The organism is Gorillibacterium sp. sgz306347 (assembly GCF_059735245.1).
The window spans coordinates 1-15,401 of sequence record NZ_JCAPET010000072.1 but is presented as its reverse complement, the minus strand read 5'-3'; the positions used below and the strand labels follow the sequence as shown (position 1 = coordinate 15,401).

Annotated in this window: 14 protein-coding genes; 5 read left to right on the top strand and 9 right to left on the bottom strand. The window is 58.2% G+C overall.

Translation table 11 applies throughout. The features are described from left to right. Window positions 1–1,438, top strand: a 1,438-nt coding sequence (locus AC6I6H_RS21700; protein ID WP_497956580.1) for an S-layer homology domain-containing protein, incomplete at its 5' end; no start/stop codon positions are given. 119 nt (window positions 1,439–1,557) lie between these two features. Here the strand turns inward: AC6I6H_RS21700 and AC6I6H_RS21695 are convergent. From AC6I6H_RS21695 to AC6I6H_RS21665, 7 genes are all read right to left on the bottom strand, one after another. Beyond that, window positions 1,558–2,712, bottom strand: a complete 1,155-nt coding sequence (locus tag AC6I6H_RS21695; protein ID WP_497956578.1) for a hypothetical protein — start codon at window positions 2,710–2,712, stop codon at window positions 1,558–1,560. A 213-nt stretch (window positions 2,713–2,925) separates the two neighbouring features. Further along, a complete protein-coding gene (locus AC6I6H_RS21690) occupies window positions 2,926–4,065 on the bottom strand; it encodes a 5-methyltetrahydropteroyltriglutamate--homocysteine S-methyltransferase (RefSeq protein WP_497956576.1) in 1,140 nt (379 codons plus the stop codon). Between the two features lie 169 nt (window positions 4,066–4,234). Further along, window positions 4,235–5,140 (bottom strand): LysR family transcriptional regulator, encoded by a 906-nt coding sequence (locus tag AC6I6H_RS21685; protein ID WP_497956574.1) that lies wholly within the window; start codon window positions 5,138–5,140, stop codon window positions 4,235–4,237. A gap of 183 nt (window positions 5,141–5,323) precedes the next feature. Continuing rightward, complete coding sequence (locus AC6I6H_RS21680; protein WP_497956572.1) at window positions 5,324–7,675, bottom strand: ABC transporter permease; 2,352 nt, start codon at window positions 7,673–7,675, stop codon at window positions 5,324–5,326. Window positions 7,676–7,677: 2 nt separating this feature from the next. Next, window positions 7,678–8,463, bottom strand: a complete 786-nt coding sequence (locus tag AC6I6H_RS21675) for an ABC transporter ATP-binding protein (RefSeq protein WP_497956571.1) — start codon at window positions 8,461–8,463, stop codon at window positions 7,678–7,680. A 143-nt stretch (window positions 8,464–8,606) separates the two neighbouring features. After that, on the bottom strand, window positions 8,607–9,875 hold the full coding sequence (locus tag AC6I6H_RS21670; protein WP_497956569.1) for a HAMP domain-containing sensor histidine kinase: 1,269 nt from the start codon (window positions 9,873–9,875) through the stop codon (window positions 8,607–8,609). Continuing rightward, complete coding sequence (locus AC6I6H_RS21665) at window positions 9,872–10,564, bottom strand: response regulator transcription factor (protein WP_497956567.1); 693 nt, start codon at window positions 10,562–10,564, stop codon at window positions 9,872–9,874. The genes AC6I6H_RS21670 and AC6I6H_RS21665 overlap by 4 nt, the downstream gene beginning before the upstream one ends. Before the next feature lie 97 nt (window positions 10,565–10,661). On the opposite strand from AC6I6H_RS21665, the gene AC6I6H_RS21660 reads away from it, so the two are divergent. Then, complete coding sequence (locus tag AC6I6H_RS21660) at window positions 10,662–11,264, top strand: DUF4352 domain-containing protein (RefSeq protein WP_497956565.1); 603 nt, start codon at window positions 10,662–10,664, stop codon at window positions 11,262–11,264. 69 nt (window positions 11,265–11,333) lie between these two features. On the opposite strand, the gene AC6I6H_RS21655 is transcribed toward AC6I6H_RS21660, so the two are convergent. Then, window positions 11,334–11,933 carry a TetR/AcrR family transcriptional regulator gene (locus tag AC6I6H_RS21655; protein ID WP_497956561.1) on the bottom strand — a complete coding sequence of 200 codons (600 nt, stop codon included), beginning with the start codon at window positions 11,931–11,933 and terminating at the stop codon, window positions 11,334–11,336. A gap of 699 nt (window positions 11,934–12,632) precedes the next feature. Between AC6I6H_RS21655 and AC6I6H_RS21650 the strand changes: the two genes are divergently transcribed. Together AC6I6H_RS21650 and AC6I6H_RS21645 are read left to right on the top strand one after the other, a co-directional pair. Then, window positions 12,633–12,950: a DMT family transporter gene (locus AC6I6H_RS21650; protein WP_497956581.1), complete on the top strand. Its 318-nt coding sequence runs from the start codon at window positions 12,633–12,635 to the stop codon at window positions 12,948–12,950. Next, on the top strand, window positions 12,950–13,264 hold the full coding sequence (locus tag AC6I6H_RS21645) for a DMT family transporter (RefSeq protein WP_497956559.1): 315 nt from the start codon (window positions 12,950–12,952) through the stop codon (window positions 13,262–13,264). The genes AC6I6H_RS21650 and AC6I6H_RS21645 overlap by 1 nt, the downstream gene beginning before the upstream one ends. 142 nt (window positions 13,265–13,406) lie before the next feature. On the opposite strand, the gene AC6I6H_RS21640 is transcribed toward AC6I6H_RS21645, so the two are convergent. Further along, window positions 13,407–14,108, bottom strand: coding sequence for a DsbA family oxidoreductase (locus tag AC6I6H_RS21640; protein ID WP_497956557.1), 702 nt, complete (start codon window positions 14,106–14,108; stop codon window positions 13,407–13,409). 224 nt (window positions 14,109–14,332) lie between these two features. Here AC6I6H_RS21640 and AC6I6H_RS21635 point away from each other — a divergent pair, with 224 nt between their 5' ends. Next, window positions 14,333–15,337 carry an acrylyl-CoA reductase family protein gene (locus tag AC6I6H_RS21635; protein ID WP_497956555.1) on the top strand — a complete coding sequence of 335 codons (1,005 nt, stop codon included), beginning with the start codon at window positions 14,333–14,335 and terminating at the stop codon, window positions 15,335–15,337. Window positions 15,338–15,401 lie beyond the last annotated feature (64 nt).

Sequence of the window (15,401 nt, the reverse complement as noted above, 5' to 3'; positions counted from 1 at the left end):
CGTGGCAAAACAAACCTACCGCATTGCGGTTTCACGCGGCGGCTACTACCCGCCGTACACTCCGCCCGCCGGCCCGACCGTAACGCAAATCGAGCTTCCGGTCGATCTGGGGGCAGGCACCGGCCAGGTTGCCAAAGCGTCCATTGAGCGAACCGCCGAAACGAACGGCAAAGTCACCGACAAAATCGTTCTCGGCGCAGCCGAAACGAATGCGGCGATTACGCAAGCAGTCGCCTCTAACCAGACAACCGTCCGCATTCCGGTGCCGGACGTCAACGACGAAGTTTCGCAAGTGAACGTCAACCTGCCGGCCGCCAGCGTCAAGGCGTTGGCCGACGCACAAAAAGCGCTGGAGCTCTCGACCATTAACAGCCGGCTCGTCATCCCGTCCGCTTCCCTTGGCAGCGTGACGCAAGACCTTTACTTCCGCCTCGTGCCTGTGAAGTCGGCTGAGGAAAAGCAGCAGGTTGAAGCCCGCGCCATCGCCGAACGCGCTGTCGCCGCAATTTCGGCCGACACCAAACCGGTTGTCGTCGGCCGTCCGATGACCATCGAAACCAACCTGCAAAACCAGCCCGTCACCCTGACGCTGCCGCTCAAAGGCGTGACCCTGCCGACAGACGCAGCCGAAAGAGCCGCGTACCTGAACTCGCTGGCCGTTTACATCGAGCACAGCGACGGTGAACGCGAAGTTGTAAAAGGCAAAGCGGTTTCCTTCGGCACCGGCGAAACCGGCGTCGAAATCCAGGTGGACAAGTTCAGCACGTTCACCATCCTGAGCTGGGACGGCGTAAACGTGAGCGGCCCGCAGCAGCCGGAACAGCCCGACGGCAGCCACAACGCCTATGTGAGCGGCTTTGCCGACGGCACCTTCAAGCCGAACCAAAACGTCACCCGCGCGCAGGTAGCGGTTATGATCGCCCGGGCGCTTGGCTATGACGCCAACGCCGTTACCGGCGTCTCGTTCCCGGACGTAAGTGCAACGCACTACGCCGCCAAAGCCATCGCTTATGTGAAGCAGGCCGGCTACATGACCGGCGATCCGGACGGCAGCTTCCGGCCGAACGACACGATTTCCCGCGCCGAAATGGCGGCTGTCATCGCCAACTACAAGAAGCTGGCGGCGGACACGAACGCGGCTCCCGCATTCGCCGACACTGCGCAGCATTGGGCCAAGGGCATCATCGCCGCCCTGGAGCAGGAAGGCATCCTCGGCGGGTTCCCGGACGGCACCTTCCGGCCGAACGCCAACCTGACCCGCGCCGAGGCCGTCACCCTGCTGAACCGCATGCTGGAGCGCGGTCCGCTCGCCGGCATCTCGCCTTCGGTTTGGCCGGATGTCGCCGCGACCCATTGGGCTTATGGCGACATCATGGAAGCCTCCATCGATCACGCCTACACGCAAGCCACAGACGGAACCGAAACGTTTGCTGAATAACCGGCATCGCGCCGGCAGTAATCCGGCAAAACCGTACCGGGCATAAGAAAACCCTCCGGCATCCGCGTCATGCGGCATGCCGGAGGGTTTGTTGCTTTCACGCTTCAAATGAAAACCGGTCAGTAAATCTTGTATTTTTCATCCCGGTCCGTTGTGCTGTATACGGTCTTGATATAGTCAATTGTTCCGCCGTGGCTCCAAACATGCTCAACCAGGCCGCTCACCGCGCCCGGATAAACCGTCGCCGAGCCGTTTTGCGTCAGGAAGCGGTAATTCCCCCAAGTGGCATAAGAGGTGTACGGAACGGCAAATTTCCCTGCCTTGGCCGTATTCATGGCAATGGCAGTCACCCGCTTCACCGACTTGCCTTGGGAATCGTATCCCGTGAACTTGACGACGTAAATCGTGTTGTAATTCAGTTGATAAGTTACCGTCAGTTTGGCATCGGTCGTTTTGTAGTAGACCTTATACCCTGTAATCGGAACGCCGGGCTGATAGCTGCGGCTGAAGTCGTAGTAATATTCCAGATCGTCGTCTAAATTCGGCTGCGTAATATCGTGGGCTGCCCGCGCATGGAACACGGGGAACCAGCCGGTGCCCTGCGAGCCGCTGTAAGTCCCGAAGCCGATTTCCGCAATTCCGGTTCCGTTGTGGTCAATGCCGGTATAAAGGTAAGCCGCCTCGCCATTTTGCACGCCCAGTGCCGCATTGTAGGAGGGCAAGGTAATATCGTCGGCGACCGCTCCCGTGTAGCTCAGCGAGGAAGTACTGGCCGGGGAGGACAGCCGGTGAAACGCCCCCGTACTTGCTCCGTGCGGAGCGGGAGACGTATCGGGCAAAATGGACATAATGCCGACAGACGGCGCTGCTGCGGCCGCAAAAGCTTCGGGGGACACCGGAGGAGCGGCCTCCGCCGTTTCGCCGGTTTGGGGCCGCTCCACCTTGCCGAAGCGCGATTCCACATCCCCTTCCTCGGAGCTCCGCGCGGATGTCAGCTCGCCTTGGTCGTTAAAATTCAGAAGCACCACTTCCGCCTGATTCAGCTTCTCTATATTCGCCTGGGTCTCGGCATCGAGCACGGCAGCCGAACGGGACCGCAGCCCGAAGGCGCCCGCCGGATAACCGTTTTCCGCCAGTTCCTGGTTTACCGCTTCCTGCCGGTAACGTTCAAATTCCCCGGCCGCCGCTTCCGCCCTTCCTTCCGGTGCAGCCGGCAAAGGCGCCAGCGCAACCAGGAGGGAAGCCGCCATTCCCAATCCGATCAACTTTCGCATACCATCATCCTCCTCTGGAATGGAATTCTGGAAACTTCCGTTTCCAGAACCTTATTAACACCAATCGAAGGAATCCAAACTAAATTTGGGATATTTTAATATTTATTCGTAAAAAAACTCCCCCTTGGTGTTGGAGCATCCTTCACCCGGGGGAGCAATAAGTGATGTATGAAGGCGGGGGCCCCTGTCGAACAAGGTTTCAGTCCGCTTCCTTTACGTCCAGATTTCGTCTGCGATTTCCTTGATCAGGGCCAGCTTTTTCCACTGCTGTTCTTCCGTCAGCACGTTGCCCTCCTCTGTCGAGGCAAAACCGCACTGCGGGCTGAGGCAGATGTGATCGAGGTCAACAATTTCCGCCGCCTCCCGGACACGCTTCAAAATGGCCTCCTTGCTCTCCAGCTCGCCCGTTTTGGACGAAAACAGCCCAAGCACCACCTGCTGGCCGTCCTTCAGCTCGCGAAGCGGGGCGAAGTCCCCGGCCCGGTCCGTGTCAAACTCCAGATAAAACGCGTCCAGGTTGTCCACGCCGAACAAATCCTCCGCCACCGGACCATAGCCGCCCGAAGCCGCCCAAGTAGAAAGGTAGTTGCCCCGGCATACATGCGTGGTCACGATCAGGTTGTCCGGACGGTTTGCGACGGCAGCCGCATTCACACCGGCATATAGCTTGGCGATTTCTTTAACGTCCGTTCCGTGGCCGATCATCGTCGTCCGGAATTCCTTGTCGCAGAGCATTCCCCAGGTGCAGTCATCGAGCTGCAAGCTGCGGCATCCGGCATCGTAAAAGGCTTGTACCGCGTCCCGGTAAGCCTGTGCCGCATCCGCCGCCAAATCCTCCAAGCTGTTGTACACCGCAAAAGTGCTTTCCCGGTTTTCCGGGCGGAGCAGCTCTGCGAGGAACTGAGCCGGCGCCGGAATCGCTTGCCGGGCAACCGTGTCTTCTCCGGCCGCCTGCTTCAAAAACCGGAAATGCTCCAGAAACGGGTGCTGCCCAAACCGGATTTTGCCGGTAAGCCGGGCGGTCTCTGCACGGGTTTCCACCCCCTCAAAGACGTAGCCTTGACCGACCTGCGCCTTTTCGACGCCCTCCAGCCCCCACATAAAGTCAAGATGCCACCAGGAGCGGCGAAACTCGCCGTCCGTCACAGCCTTGAGACCGACTTCCTTCTGCTTGGCAACCAGCTTGACGATCTCGGCATCCTCCACGCTTCGCAGCTCCTCCGCCGAAATCCGTCCGGCCTGATAATCGCTGCGCGCCTGCTTCAACGCTTCCGGCCGCAAAAAGCTGCCGACAATGTCATGGCGAAAAGGCGTCGCATTTCTTCGTTTTCCTTGCGCGGTCAAGCTGCTCATGGGGTTCTCTCCTTTGAACCGGGCGCTTCCGTTTGCCGCCCGTTTTTGTTGGTAAGGGAAAGATACCATGATTCGCTGGTTATAAGGTAACGCCAAATTACTATAGCCAGCTATAGCCGGAAACTATATCGGAGACTGTGCTTTGTCCGACATCCGCGCATGATTGTCCTTACTCGCCCGCAATTGCCTGCTTCAACGCCTCCACATAAGCCAAAGCCAGCTTGGAGAGCGCTACATTCCGGTGGCAGATCCAGCCGACATGAATGGTTTCCTCGATCGCGAGCGGCACGGGAATGATCTCGTTGCCGTTCAGGTCGGCGCTCAAGACGCCGGTGGAAATGGTATAACCGTTCAACCCGATCAGCAGGTTAAACAGCGTGGCGCGGTCATTCACCCGGATGCTTTTGGGCCGGGAAAGGGTGCTCAGAATTTCCTCGGAAAAATAAAACGAGTTGTATTCCCCCTGCTCAAAAGAAAGGTACGGGTACTCCTCCAATTGCTCGACGGTGACGACGGACTGGCGGGCCAGCGGGTTTTTGCTGCTGATAAAAATATGCGGACGCGCCGTGAACAAGCTGTTGAACGTCAGGTTGGCATCCTTGAGCAGCCGGCCGATGACCTTGGCGTTAAACTCGTTTTGATACAAAATGCCGATTTCGCTGCGCAGCGTCCGTACATCCTCAATGATTTCATGGGTTTTTGTTTCGCGCAGCGCCAGCTCGTACTCTTCCTGGCCGTGCTCCCGCACCAGCTGCACAAACGCATTGACCGCAAACGCATAGTGCTGCGTGGATACGCTGAAATGCTGCGGCGACGGTTTCGCGCTGCCGTACCGGTTCTCCAGCAGCTCCGCCTGCTCCACCACCTGCCGCGCGTAGCCGAGAAACTCGACGCCGTCCTTGGACAGCGTAATGCCTTTGTTGGTGCGCTCGAAGATCACGATACCAAGCTCTTTTTCCAGCTCGCGGATCGCGTTCGACAAACTCGGCTGGGAAATGAACAGCCGCTTCGCCGCTTCGTTCATCGATCCCCGGTTCGCGACCTCGATTACATATTTCAATTGCTGCAGCGTCACGGGACCGATGCTCCTTTCCGTTCGCGGCAAGCGGCGGCCCGCCGGCTGCCCGACCGTCCGTTATGGCGGCCCGGCACCGGCGGCTGCTCCGCTTTACCGCCTCCGGCGTCGTCTATAAACCGCCGGGACTAGACTTCCCGTTCTTTATTATAGATTTCGCGGATGAGGCTGACAAATAGCCGGTTATTCCGAGATCAGGCCGTACACGCTGATTTTGCGGATCCGCCGGGACACAAGCATGGACACCGCGCATGCGGCTGCGATAAGAACGAGGCAGAGCAGCACCACTTGCGGCACGCTTACGGAGAACGCCACGTTGTAGATGCCGAGGTTCGCCAGCAGCACCTCAAACAGCGAGTCGGAATAAAAATAGCCGAGCACGCTCCCCGCCAAAACGCCTATGAAAATAACAGGCAGCAAGCCGAGAGTGATTTGCGTCATCAGATTGAACGTGGTGTATCCAAGGCCTTTCAAGATGCCGTACTCCTTTTTCCGTCTCAGAATAAGGGTTTTGATCACCAGATAAAGAATGACGCTCACGACGACGACGGTCAGCACCGAAATCGTTACGGTGATCGCGGTGACAGCCGCTGTAAAGGTGTTCAGCGTTCCTTGCAGCCAATCCTCGACGTTGATTACCTGCCAGCGCTCCCCCTGTTCCGCTTCGAGTGCCTGCTGAAAGTCTTCTACACCCGTTCCGTTCTCCAAATAAACATTCAGCGACTGGGGGGTATAGTCCGGCAAAAGCCGGCGCATGCCGTCATCCGTCATCGTGGCGACCATGCCCAGCTGGGTCACCTGCTGGCTCAGTCCGGTAATGAGATACCGTTTGACGGCATCTCCCACCTTCACATCCACTTCATCCCCGACGCCCTTCCCCGCCTTTTTGGCAATAACGCCCGAAAGAGCGATCTCATTGTCATGCAAAGGCTGCCGGCCCTTGTAAATCGTATTGGTCTCCAGGTCCGCAAAATTGTCGGAGATTTGCAGCAGAAAGACCGAGTCGCCGACGGAGGCGGTAACATCGTCCAGAACCGAAATTTTGCGCACGCCTTTCATGGCGGCTACCTGGGCGGCCTGCTCCCCGGTATACGCCCCGCTTTTTGCGAGCAGCTTGACGCTGCTCTTTTCGATCCCGACCAGCTTCACGATAGCGGTCGTGTCCCCGCTGAAATTGAAATGCAGAATGCCGCAGAATACGCTGGAGAAGGTCAGTCCGCCCACTACGATCACCAGCATCAGGTTTTGCTTGGTCTGCCGAAGCAGCGTCTTCAGGCCGAGCGCGAGCTGAAGGCCCAGACGCGTTTGTGCAAGCGGGAGCCGGTTGCGCTTGAAGTTATGGGCGCTCAAGCCGTTTTGCAGCGCCGCAAGCGGCGTAATGGCCCGAATCCGCCGGCTGCACGCGTACGCTACCGCCAGCACCAGGAGGGTGACGGGAATCAGGCTGAGCAGTGCGCTGGGAAAATGAAAGGCTGCCGGCCAGCGGAGCCCGATCGACGCCGAAATCTGGTTTCCGGCCGCCGGCATGACGACCACGGAAAGCAGCAGAGCGGGCACCGCCGCCGCCGTGCTTACGCCGAGAAACTGCAGGATAAGAGAGCCCGCAATTTGCCGGGATGTGTACCCGTTTGCTTTCAACACCCCGATGTTGACCATATAATCCTCGACCTGGCCGGAAATCTGAAAGCGGATGACGATCAGAGAAATGACCACAAGCAATAAAGCGAACACCACCAGAATGGCGGCCAGCAGACTGACCAGAATACGGTTCCCGGCCATGCCCGATTCGGCGTCGATTACGGCATAACTGCCGGTCTGGCCGGTTTTGAAAATCGAATCCGTCAAGTCTCCGTTCAGTTTTCCCGCTTCCGTTGGATCTGTCAGATCGACGGAAAGCAGCCGGTACCGGGCTTCCTTTTCCAGGGCGGCCTCCAGCTTGCGGTAAGCTTCCCCGTCGACAAACAGCTTGAGCGCTCCGTTGGTAAAGGAGCCGAGCAGCGCTTCTTCAAAAAAGCCGCGGATCACAAACGAATAGCATCCGCCGCTGCGGTCACGGAACGAAATGGTGTCGCCGGCCTTGTACCCGGAGGAAATTTGAAACGAATAAGGCAGATAAACCGAATCGCCTTTCGTTTCCCGGTCAACTTCTCCGGCGGGAATCAGGGGCGACAGCATACGCGGCGTATCCGCATTCAGCACCAGCAGGTTGGTCATCAGCTCGGAGCCGCCGCCGTTATCGAGCTTGCTCTCGGCAAGCAGCAGCGCGGGTTCGGCCTCCGCCGTTTGAGCGGCCGGAAACGACCGGGCGAGTTGCAAATGCGGGTCCTCGCCGGCAAGATCGGAATAATAGGCGATCAGATCGGGCGTATGCAGCTCCTCCATTTTCCGCTCCTGAAGCGACCCGAGCTGCAGGCTGATGGATAGGCCGACGTTCAGAAGCATGACGGCGAGCAGAATCAAAACATACAAGGCGGCGGTGGCGCTTTTGCGCCTGCGAATGCTGGACCAGGCAAGCTTGCCGGCGACATTTGCCATGCTTACCACCTCATTTCCGTCAGGAAGGCTTGCAGGCGGGCTTGCCGGTCCGGCCCGCCGTCTTCGCTGTAAGAGGGCAGGTTCAATTCGTCCAGCACGACGCCGTCCCGCAGAAACAGAATCCGGTTGCCCCGAAGAGCGGTCTTCACGTCATGGGTCACCATGATAATGCTCTGCCCCTGCCGGTTAATCTCCGTCAAAATTTCCAGCACGCTCTCGCTGGAGGCGCTGTTCAGCGCGCCTGTCGGCTCGTCGGCAAAAAGCGCCTTCGGGCTGTTGATAATCGCCCGCACGATGCCCGCGCGCTGAGCTTCTCCGCCGGAAATTTGCGACGGAAACTTTTTGTGCGTCTCCGGCTTCAGACCGACCCTGCCAAGCAGCTCGCGTGCTTTGGCCGCCGCTTGGGTGCGGTTCTTCTGCACCAGATAGGCGCTGGACAATACGTTATCCAGCACGCTCATGGTATCGAGCAGATGAATTTGCTGAAACACAAAGCCGCAATTCGCCCGCCGGAATACAGCGAGCTGGTCGTTGGTCAGCCCGGTGATTTCGCGCCCTTCAAAATGCACCTCGCCCAGCGTCGGCTTGTCCATGCCCGAAATCGTATAGAGCAGTGTCGATTTCCCCGAGCCCGAGCTGCCCATAATGACGGTGAAATCCCCTTTGTACAGGGTTAAATCCAGATTTTTCAGCACATGCTGCTGGGTTCCTCCGTGGGAAAAGGTTTTGCCCAGCTTTTTGGTTTGCAGCAGAATTTCTTTCCCCTCTTCCGGCACTGTCTCTCTCATGTCCGCAACACTCCATCCGGTTCATGGCTCATTATCCGCCGGCGGTCCGGCATAAATAATGGCTGCATCGGCACAAGCCCGATTGCAGCCTTATCGTACACCGAATCTTCTTAGCCGGTCTTTGCCCGTTTCTTAACGGTTCCTTAAATCGTTCCGGCCAGCGGCAGCAGCAGCCTGACCGTAAAGCCGTCCGGCCGGTTGAGGCATTCCATCTCCCCGCCCATCCGCCGGATCAAATGACGCGACAGATACAGGCCGAGCCCCGAGCCGGTCCGGCCGGCCGCTTGCGAGCCCCGGTAGTATTTTTGAAAAAGGAACGGCAGCTCCTCCTCGGGCACCCCCGGACCGTAATCATGAAACGCCGCCTCCAGGTATCCCTCCCGGATGGCGAACTCAACGTCCACCGCGGTACCTGCATATTTGTCCGCATTGTGCATGATGTTGTCCAGCACTTGTTGTAGCCGGAGAGGGTCGATAACCAGAATGCATTCGGGCACCGGCGGCGTCCGGGCCACGTCCGCGTAGGCCGTCTCCGCGATCAGCTCGGCCAGCAGCCGGCTGTCCGCCTCCGACGCCTGCACCTTCAGCTCGTCCAGCTCCTCTAGCGTGGAGTGAAACATATCCGTCACCAGCCGGTCGATCTGATCCGCTTTGGAGTAGAGCGTTTGCAGCTGGCGGCCCGTCTTCTCGTCCCGCGCGCCGACCAGCATCAGCTCGGCGACCGCCTTGATGGACGCCACGGGCGTCTTGATGTCGTGGCTCAGTCCGGCGACGAGCTCCTTCTTGCTTTTGTTCGCCAGGTATTCGCTGTGCCGGGCGGCGGCCAGCTCTTCGCGCATCATATCGAAGCTTTCGGTAAACGCCCCGAACATATGGTTGCGGTCCATCTCCAGCGGAACGTCCAGCTCCCCTCTGGCGATGTGGCGGGCGAAACGCTGCATCCGGGCAAACGGCCGGAAAACAGCGCGGTTCAAGTAGAGCACAAACCCGATGCCGAAGGCCGTCAACAGAGAAATCAGCGCCAAGCCGGCGAAAAGGAATCCTCTTTTCCAGGCGCGAAATGCTTCCTGCTGCTCCTGATGCACGATCAGCTTTCCGACCGTTTGCCCGTTTACCGTCAGGTCGACCGGCGTGTCCCCGTTTTTCAGCGCCTCGTTTACGGAAACGGATAGTCCCTCCCGGGTTTGATGCAAAAGCGTGCCGTCCCGGTCGATCAGCGTATAGTCAAACGGACCGCCGAGCGCCGCGAGCGCCTGGCGGTCGCCCCAACGGGTTTCCGCTTCCCGGACGACATGGTTGACCGCGGCCCTGTCGGGCGGCGGCGGTTCATCAAGGCTCACCAGGAGAAGCAGGAGTCCGGCCAAGGCGGCGCCAAACGCTGCCGCGAGCGCAGCCAGCAGCTTCCGGGTCATGGCTGCCGGTCCTCAAAAACATAACCGACGCCCCACACCGTACGGATATAGACCGGCTCGTTGGGGTTGGGCTCGATTTTCTCGCGCAGGTGGCGAATGTGGACATTCAGCGTCCCGTCCCCGGCAAAAGCATCGCCCCAAACCGATGCAAACAGCTCGTTTTTGGGCACGACACGATTCTTGTGCTGGACCAGGTAACAAAGAAGCTTGTATTCCATCGTTTTCAGCTTGAGCGGTTCCCCGTTCACACTGGCTGTTCTGCGTTCCGCATCGATAAGAACCGGACCGGCGGCAAGGCCCTCCGCTTCGGGAGCAGCCGTCTCCCCGCCCCAGCGCTTTAGCACGGCCTTCACCTTGGCCAGCAGCACGCGAAGCGTATAGGGCTTTTGCACGTAGTCGTCTCCGCCCACTTCGAGCGCAACCAGCACATCGTCCTCGGCGGTTCGCGCGCTGATAAACAAAATCGGGACGCCGGTCTTCCGCCGCAGCTCCTTGCACAGCTGAAACCCGGAGGTTTCATCCAGGTTGATGTCCAGCAGCAGCACCTTCGCCGTGTGCTCGCGCAAAAAAGCCCGGCATGCGTCCGTGCTGGTTACGTAAGCGGTTTTCACATCGAATAAATTAAAATATTCGCTGGTGCTCTCCGCCAATTCAGCTTCATCATCGACAATCAGGCAGTCGTAGGTCAAATGACTTTCCCGCTTTCCAGAAATAGGATTGAAGAATCAGACAAATCATTGTAAGATATAGGAATTCCGCATTTTTATCATAATTGGAGGGGCTATTTTGAAAAAGGCTTTCTGTTTGCTCAGTCTCGGTCTTCTTGTTGCCACTGCTGCTTGTACCACGGAGGATTCCGCCAAGGACCCCGCCGTCGCCGCCGAAACCGTCGCACCTGCCGCCACCGATACCAAAGAAGCAAAACCTACCGAAGCGCCCAAACCTTCCGAGCCCGCCGCGCCGAGCACAGCCAAAATCGGAGAAACCGTCACGATCGGCGATTGGGAGGTCACGCTCAAATCGTTTGAATACAAAGACAAAATTTCGGTTGGCGAAATGATGGCCTTCAGTCCCGAAGAAGGCAATATCTACGCGGTCGCCAACGTAACGGTCAAAAACATCGGCAGCAGCGCCGCAACCTTCTTGCCGGTCATGAGCATCAGCAGCGAAGACATCACCGCTAAATTAATTTATGATGAAAAATACGAATTCAGCTTTGCGAACCTGCTTGGGGCGGACGATCAGCTGTATATGGAAAGCATGAATCCGCTCTCCTCCAAAACGGGCATGATCGCGTTCGAAGTTGTCACCGAAGCGAAAACGTCGGATAAGTCTTTGGTGTTAAGCTTCAGCTACGACGGCACGGACTATCTGTTCTCCGCCCGTTAATCGCCGGATCAAACGATTGCAGCAAGCATGATGGGGCTTCCGTTAAGTGAAGCCCCCTCGTGCTTTTTTTTATCGGCTCCGCTCCTCCCTGCAGATGGAATCCAGGTGGCAGACGAGCACGCGGGTAACCCGCTCTTTGTCCACACGGCCGGGCTCCAGCATGGCGTGCAGCGCGATGCCGTCGAGCAAAGCATACAACCGTTCCGCCTCCAGCTCCATGTCAAGCTCATCGCGCAGACAGTTTTCGCGTTCCAGATAAGCGAACATCTCGATGACCCCGCTATAAATGCCGTCCAGCTGAAGGTCAAAATGCTCCTCCTTGTGCCGCATATGAACGACGAACGAAAACCAGACTTCCATCTCCGCCCGTGTCTCCGGATCGACGGGCACCAGCTGCAGGAGCGCCCGCAGCACTCGTTCCTTGGGCGGCAAGTCGACCGTAATCACGGAGGTGATCCGTTCCGTCGTCCTTTCTTTCACCAATGACATCGCGTAAACCAGCAGCTCGTCCTGGGTGGAAAAATAATGACGCAGCGCCCCCAGGGAGATTCCCGCTTCTTTGGCAATGTTACGAACCGTCGCCCCTTCCATGCCCTGTCCGAGAATAACCCGCCATGTCGCTTCCGCGATTTGATCCCTTTTTTGTTCATGATCCACGATTTTTGGCATGGTTCTATCTTAGCACAAAACGATCCGGCCGAGAATATCTTCATGATACGATTGTATTATTTAAAACGGCGTGTTACCATGTGTGTTGAAAAGTTCATCTTCTTTTCTGGTCTATCAACCGCTATAGGAGGACAGCCGCTTATGAGCCATTCATCAAAAGAACTTTACGGCAAAGCGCACGCCCGGCAGGAGAGACGCTATTTCTATCTTCATCTGCTTGTCTTTTTGGCGGCGCATGCCGCGTTTGCCTTTGCCTTCGGGCTGGTGCCCGCGTCGGAGCTGCCGAGCGGCTCCTACCTGACCCACTTGAAGGAGTGGTTTCTGACCAGGAAAACCGGATTTTACGAGAACGAAACGGGCAACTCGATCAGCCGGGTGTGGATCACCGTTCTGGTGGTGCACGCCATCTGGGGATTTTCCTACACCCTTTTTCCAAAAAAGAAAAAAGCGTCCCACGAGGAACCCAAGCCGGACGTATCCGGGAGTTTTGGACTAGAAGGACGGGCGCCGTCTGCCGGAGCGCAAAGCGCGTCGCATAAACCGGAGACCGGTCAGCCTTGGCGTGCGCAGCCGCAGCCGGAAGGGCCGCCTGATCTGGCCGGAACCGGACGCATTCCGGAAGCTGCGGCTGCAGCCGGCGGCGATGCCCCGGAGCGGAAGAAAACCGCCCGCAAAGCCCCTTCCGAAGGAACGGCCTGGCTGTTTCTGCTGATCGCCGGTTTTGTTGAAATTTACTGGGCGGCCGGCCTGAAATCCGATTCGATGAGCATTTTTACCTTGCTGGCGATTCTGCTCAGCTTCGATCTGCTGATCCGGGCCACCAAAACCATTCCGGTCGGCACCGCCTATGCCGTGTTTACGGGGATCGGCACCATCGGCACCATACTGGTCGACCTGATCGTTTTTGACGAGCCGGTGAAGCCGCTCAAAATCGTCCTGATTCTGCTGTTGGCTCTCTTTATTATCGGGCTGAAGTTTACGGGAGATCCGAAAGAGAAAGAAAGGAGCGATGCCTGATGGCCTGGGTTTATCTCATTGCCGCCGGTCTGTTCGAGGTCATAGGCGTCATTGGCGTCAAGAAGGTGTCGGAAAAAAACAACCTGCCAAACAACCTGCTTCTCGCAGCCGGGTTTATTTGCAGCTTTGGTCTGCTCTCGCTCGCCATGCAGGACATCCAGCTTTCCACTGCTTACGCCATCTGGACGGGAATCGGGACGCTCGGCTCCGCCATCGTCGGCATCCTGTTCTTTAAAGAGCCGCGAAACTGGCTCCGGCTGGTTTGCATCCTGGGCATTCTCTTTACCATTATCGGCTTGAAGCTGGTCAGTTAGCGGCTATTCGCGGCACTCCCGGATTGCGCTTGAAACGACCCGCCTTCCTTCTTAATAAATGCAAAAGGCGCCCGGCAGCACCGGACGCCTTTTTTGATGCAACGGAACACTATCCGTAATCACGCTCTTCTTGAAATGGAGTTTATTTGATCTCGCATCCGTCGCCGGAGCAGCTTTCTCCCGCATCGCCGCCCAGCACTGTAAACGGCTGCCGCTCGCTCCACGCTTTTTCCAATACTTCTGCAAAAGCTTCAACCGGCTGGGCCCCGGATACGGCATACTTGCGGTCGAACACAAAAAACGGCACGCCCTGAACGCCGAGCTTTCGCGCTTCGGCCTCATCCTTGCGCACATCGTCCGCAAAAAGGCCGTCCTCCAGCACCTGCTCCGCTTCCGCCCGCGACAGCCCCGCTTCTTCCGCCAAACCGGCAAGCACGGCGCGGTCGCCAATGCTCCTCGATTCCACGAATACCGCTTGAAAAACACGTTCGCTCCACTCGGCCATTTTGCCGTGCGTCGCCGCCCAGTGTGTCAGCCGGTGGGCATCGAAGGAGTTGGCGGACACCATCGTGTCCATCCGGTAGTCGAGCCCGGCCGTTTGAGCCATAGCCCGTACACCGTCCACCATTCCTTTGGCCCGTTCCGCGCCGACGCCGTATTTTTGCCCAAGCTCTTCATAGATCGACTTGCCGCTCTCCCGGGCGGCGGACGGATTCAATTCGTAGCTGCGAAACAGCAGCGTCACGCTTTCCTTATGCGGGAAGCCCTCGAGCGCCTGCTCCAGCTTGCGTTTGCCTATATAGCAGTACGGACACATGTAGTCCGACCAGATTTCAATGTTCATCAAGATCCCTCCTGAGCTGCGGTTTTTATGAAACCAGTATAACACAACAACTAACCTTTCGTAAGTTGAAAAAAAAGAAATATCCGATTGCAAAAAGTAAGCCGAGTTGCTCCCGGCGGAATTGGAACAGCGGAAGATTTGACCCACCGAAGTTAATTTAGTATAACCAGAAGGAATGATTTTCTTGTTCGTGAAACCGGGCAAAAGACAAAGGAGTCCTCTACATGACAAACGAATTTCAAGCTTTGGTCGTGGACAATACCGGCGGCGATTTTAGCGCCGGCGTCCGGACGCTGGCAAGGGAGCAGCTGCCCGCCGGCGATTTGCTGATCCGGGTCGCTTATTCGAGCGTAAATTACAAGGACGGGCTGGCCGGCATCCCGGAGGGCAAAATCGTCCGGCAGTATCCGTTCGTGCCGGGCATCGATCTGGCGGGAACCGTTGTGGAGTCCGCCGACGAGCGATTTCAGCCGGGGCAGCAGGTGCTGGCGACGGGGTACGAAATCGGGGTTTCCCATTTCGGCGGGTTCAGCGAATACGCCCGTATCCCCTCCGAATGGGCCGTACCGCTTCCCGCCGGACTTACGGCGCGGGAAGCGATGATCTACGGCACCGCCGGCTTTACGGCCGCTCTGTCGATCGCCCGGCTGGAGGAAAACGGCGTGCGGCCCGAAGGCGGCAAGGTTTTGGTCACCGGCGCGACCGGAGGAGTCGGCGGGGCGGCGGTCGCCATGCTGAGCCGCAAAGGCTATGAGGTGGCGGCCTCCACCGGCAAAGCCGATGCGGCCGATTACCTGCGGACGCTTGGCGCGGCGGAAGTGCTTACCCGCGAAGACGTCGCGGGAACGGGCAAGCCGCTGGACAAGCAGCTGTGGCAGGCGGCGGTCGATCCGGTAGGCGGCGCGCAGCTGGCCTCCGTGCTGAGCCGCATCCAATACGGCGGCTCGGTCGCCGTCAGCGGACTGACCGGAGGGACGGCGGTTCCGGCGACGGTCCTGCCGTTTATTTTGCGCGGCGTGAACCTGCTCGGCATCGACTCCGTTTACTGCCCGGCCGGGAAACGCCACAGCGTGTGGGAACGAATGGCCGGGGACTGGAAGCCCGGCGATCTGGAGGCGCTCGTAGACCGGGAGGTCCCGCTTGACGGCCTGCCGGATGCGCTCGCAGATATTCTCAAGTCCAATACCCACGGCCGGATCGTGGTCCGGGTGTCCCTACAAAACGGGTAAAAACAACAGCATGAAAACGAAAAAGAGGGTGTCCCAAAAGTCATCATAGATGACGGAGGGGCGA

What these genes read in the sequence shown, in the direction of transcription:
- AC6I6H_RS21675 (WP_497956571.1), bottom strand. Translation starts at nt 8,463, where the DNA reads ATGAGAGAGACAGTGCCGGAAGAGGGGAAAGAAATTCTGCTGCAAACC.
- AC6I6H_RS21690 (WP_497956576.1), bottom strand. Translation starts at nt 4,065, where the DNA reads ATGAGCAGCTTGACCGCGCAAGGAAAACGAAGAAATGCGACGCCTTTT.
- AC6I6H_RS21655 (WP_497956561.1), bottom strand. Translation starts at nt 11,933, where the DNA reads ATGCCAAAAATCGTGGATCATGAACAAAAAAGGGATCAAATCGCGGAA.
- AC6I6H_RS21640 (WP_497956557.1), bottom strand. Translation starts at nt 14,108, where the DNA reads ATGAACATTGAAATCTGGTCGGACTACATGTGTCCGTACTGCTATATA.
- AC6I6H_RS21645 (WP_497956559.1), top strand. Translation starts at nt 12,950, where the DNA reads ATGGCCTGGGTTTATCTCATTGCCGCCGGTCTGTTCGAGGTCATAGGC.
- AC6I6H_RS21695 (WP_497956578.1), bottom strand. Translation starts at nt 2,712, where the DNA reads ATGCGAAAGTTGATCGGATTGGGAATGGCGGCTTCCCTCCTGGTTGCG.
- AC6I6H_RS21670 (WP_497956569.1), bottom strand. Translation starts at nt 9,875, where the DNA reads ATGACCCGGAAGCTGCTGGCTGCGCTCGCGGCAGCGTTTGGCGCCGCC.
- AC6I6H_RS21635 (WP_497956555.1), top strand. Translation starts at nt 14,333, where the DNA reads ATGACAAACGAATTTCAAGCTTTGGTCGTGGACAATACCGGCGGCGAT.
- AC6I6H_RS21680 (WP_497956572.1), bottom strand. Translation starts at nt 7,675, where the DNA reads ATGGCAAATGTCGCCGGCAAGCTTGCCTGGTCCAGCATTCGCAGGCGC.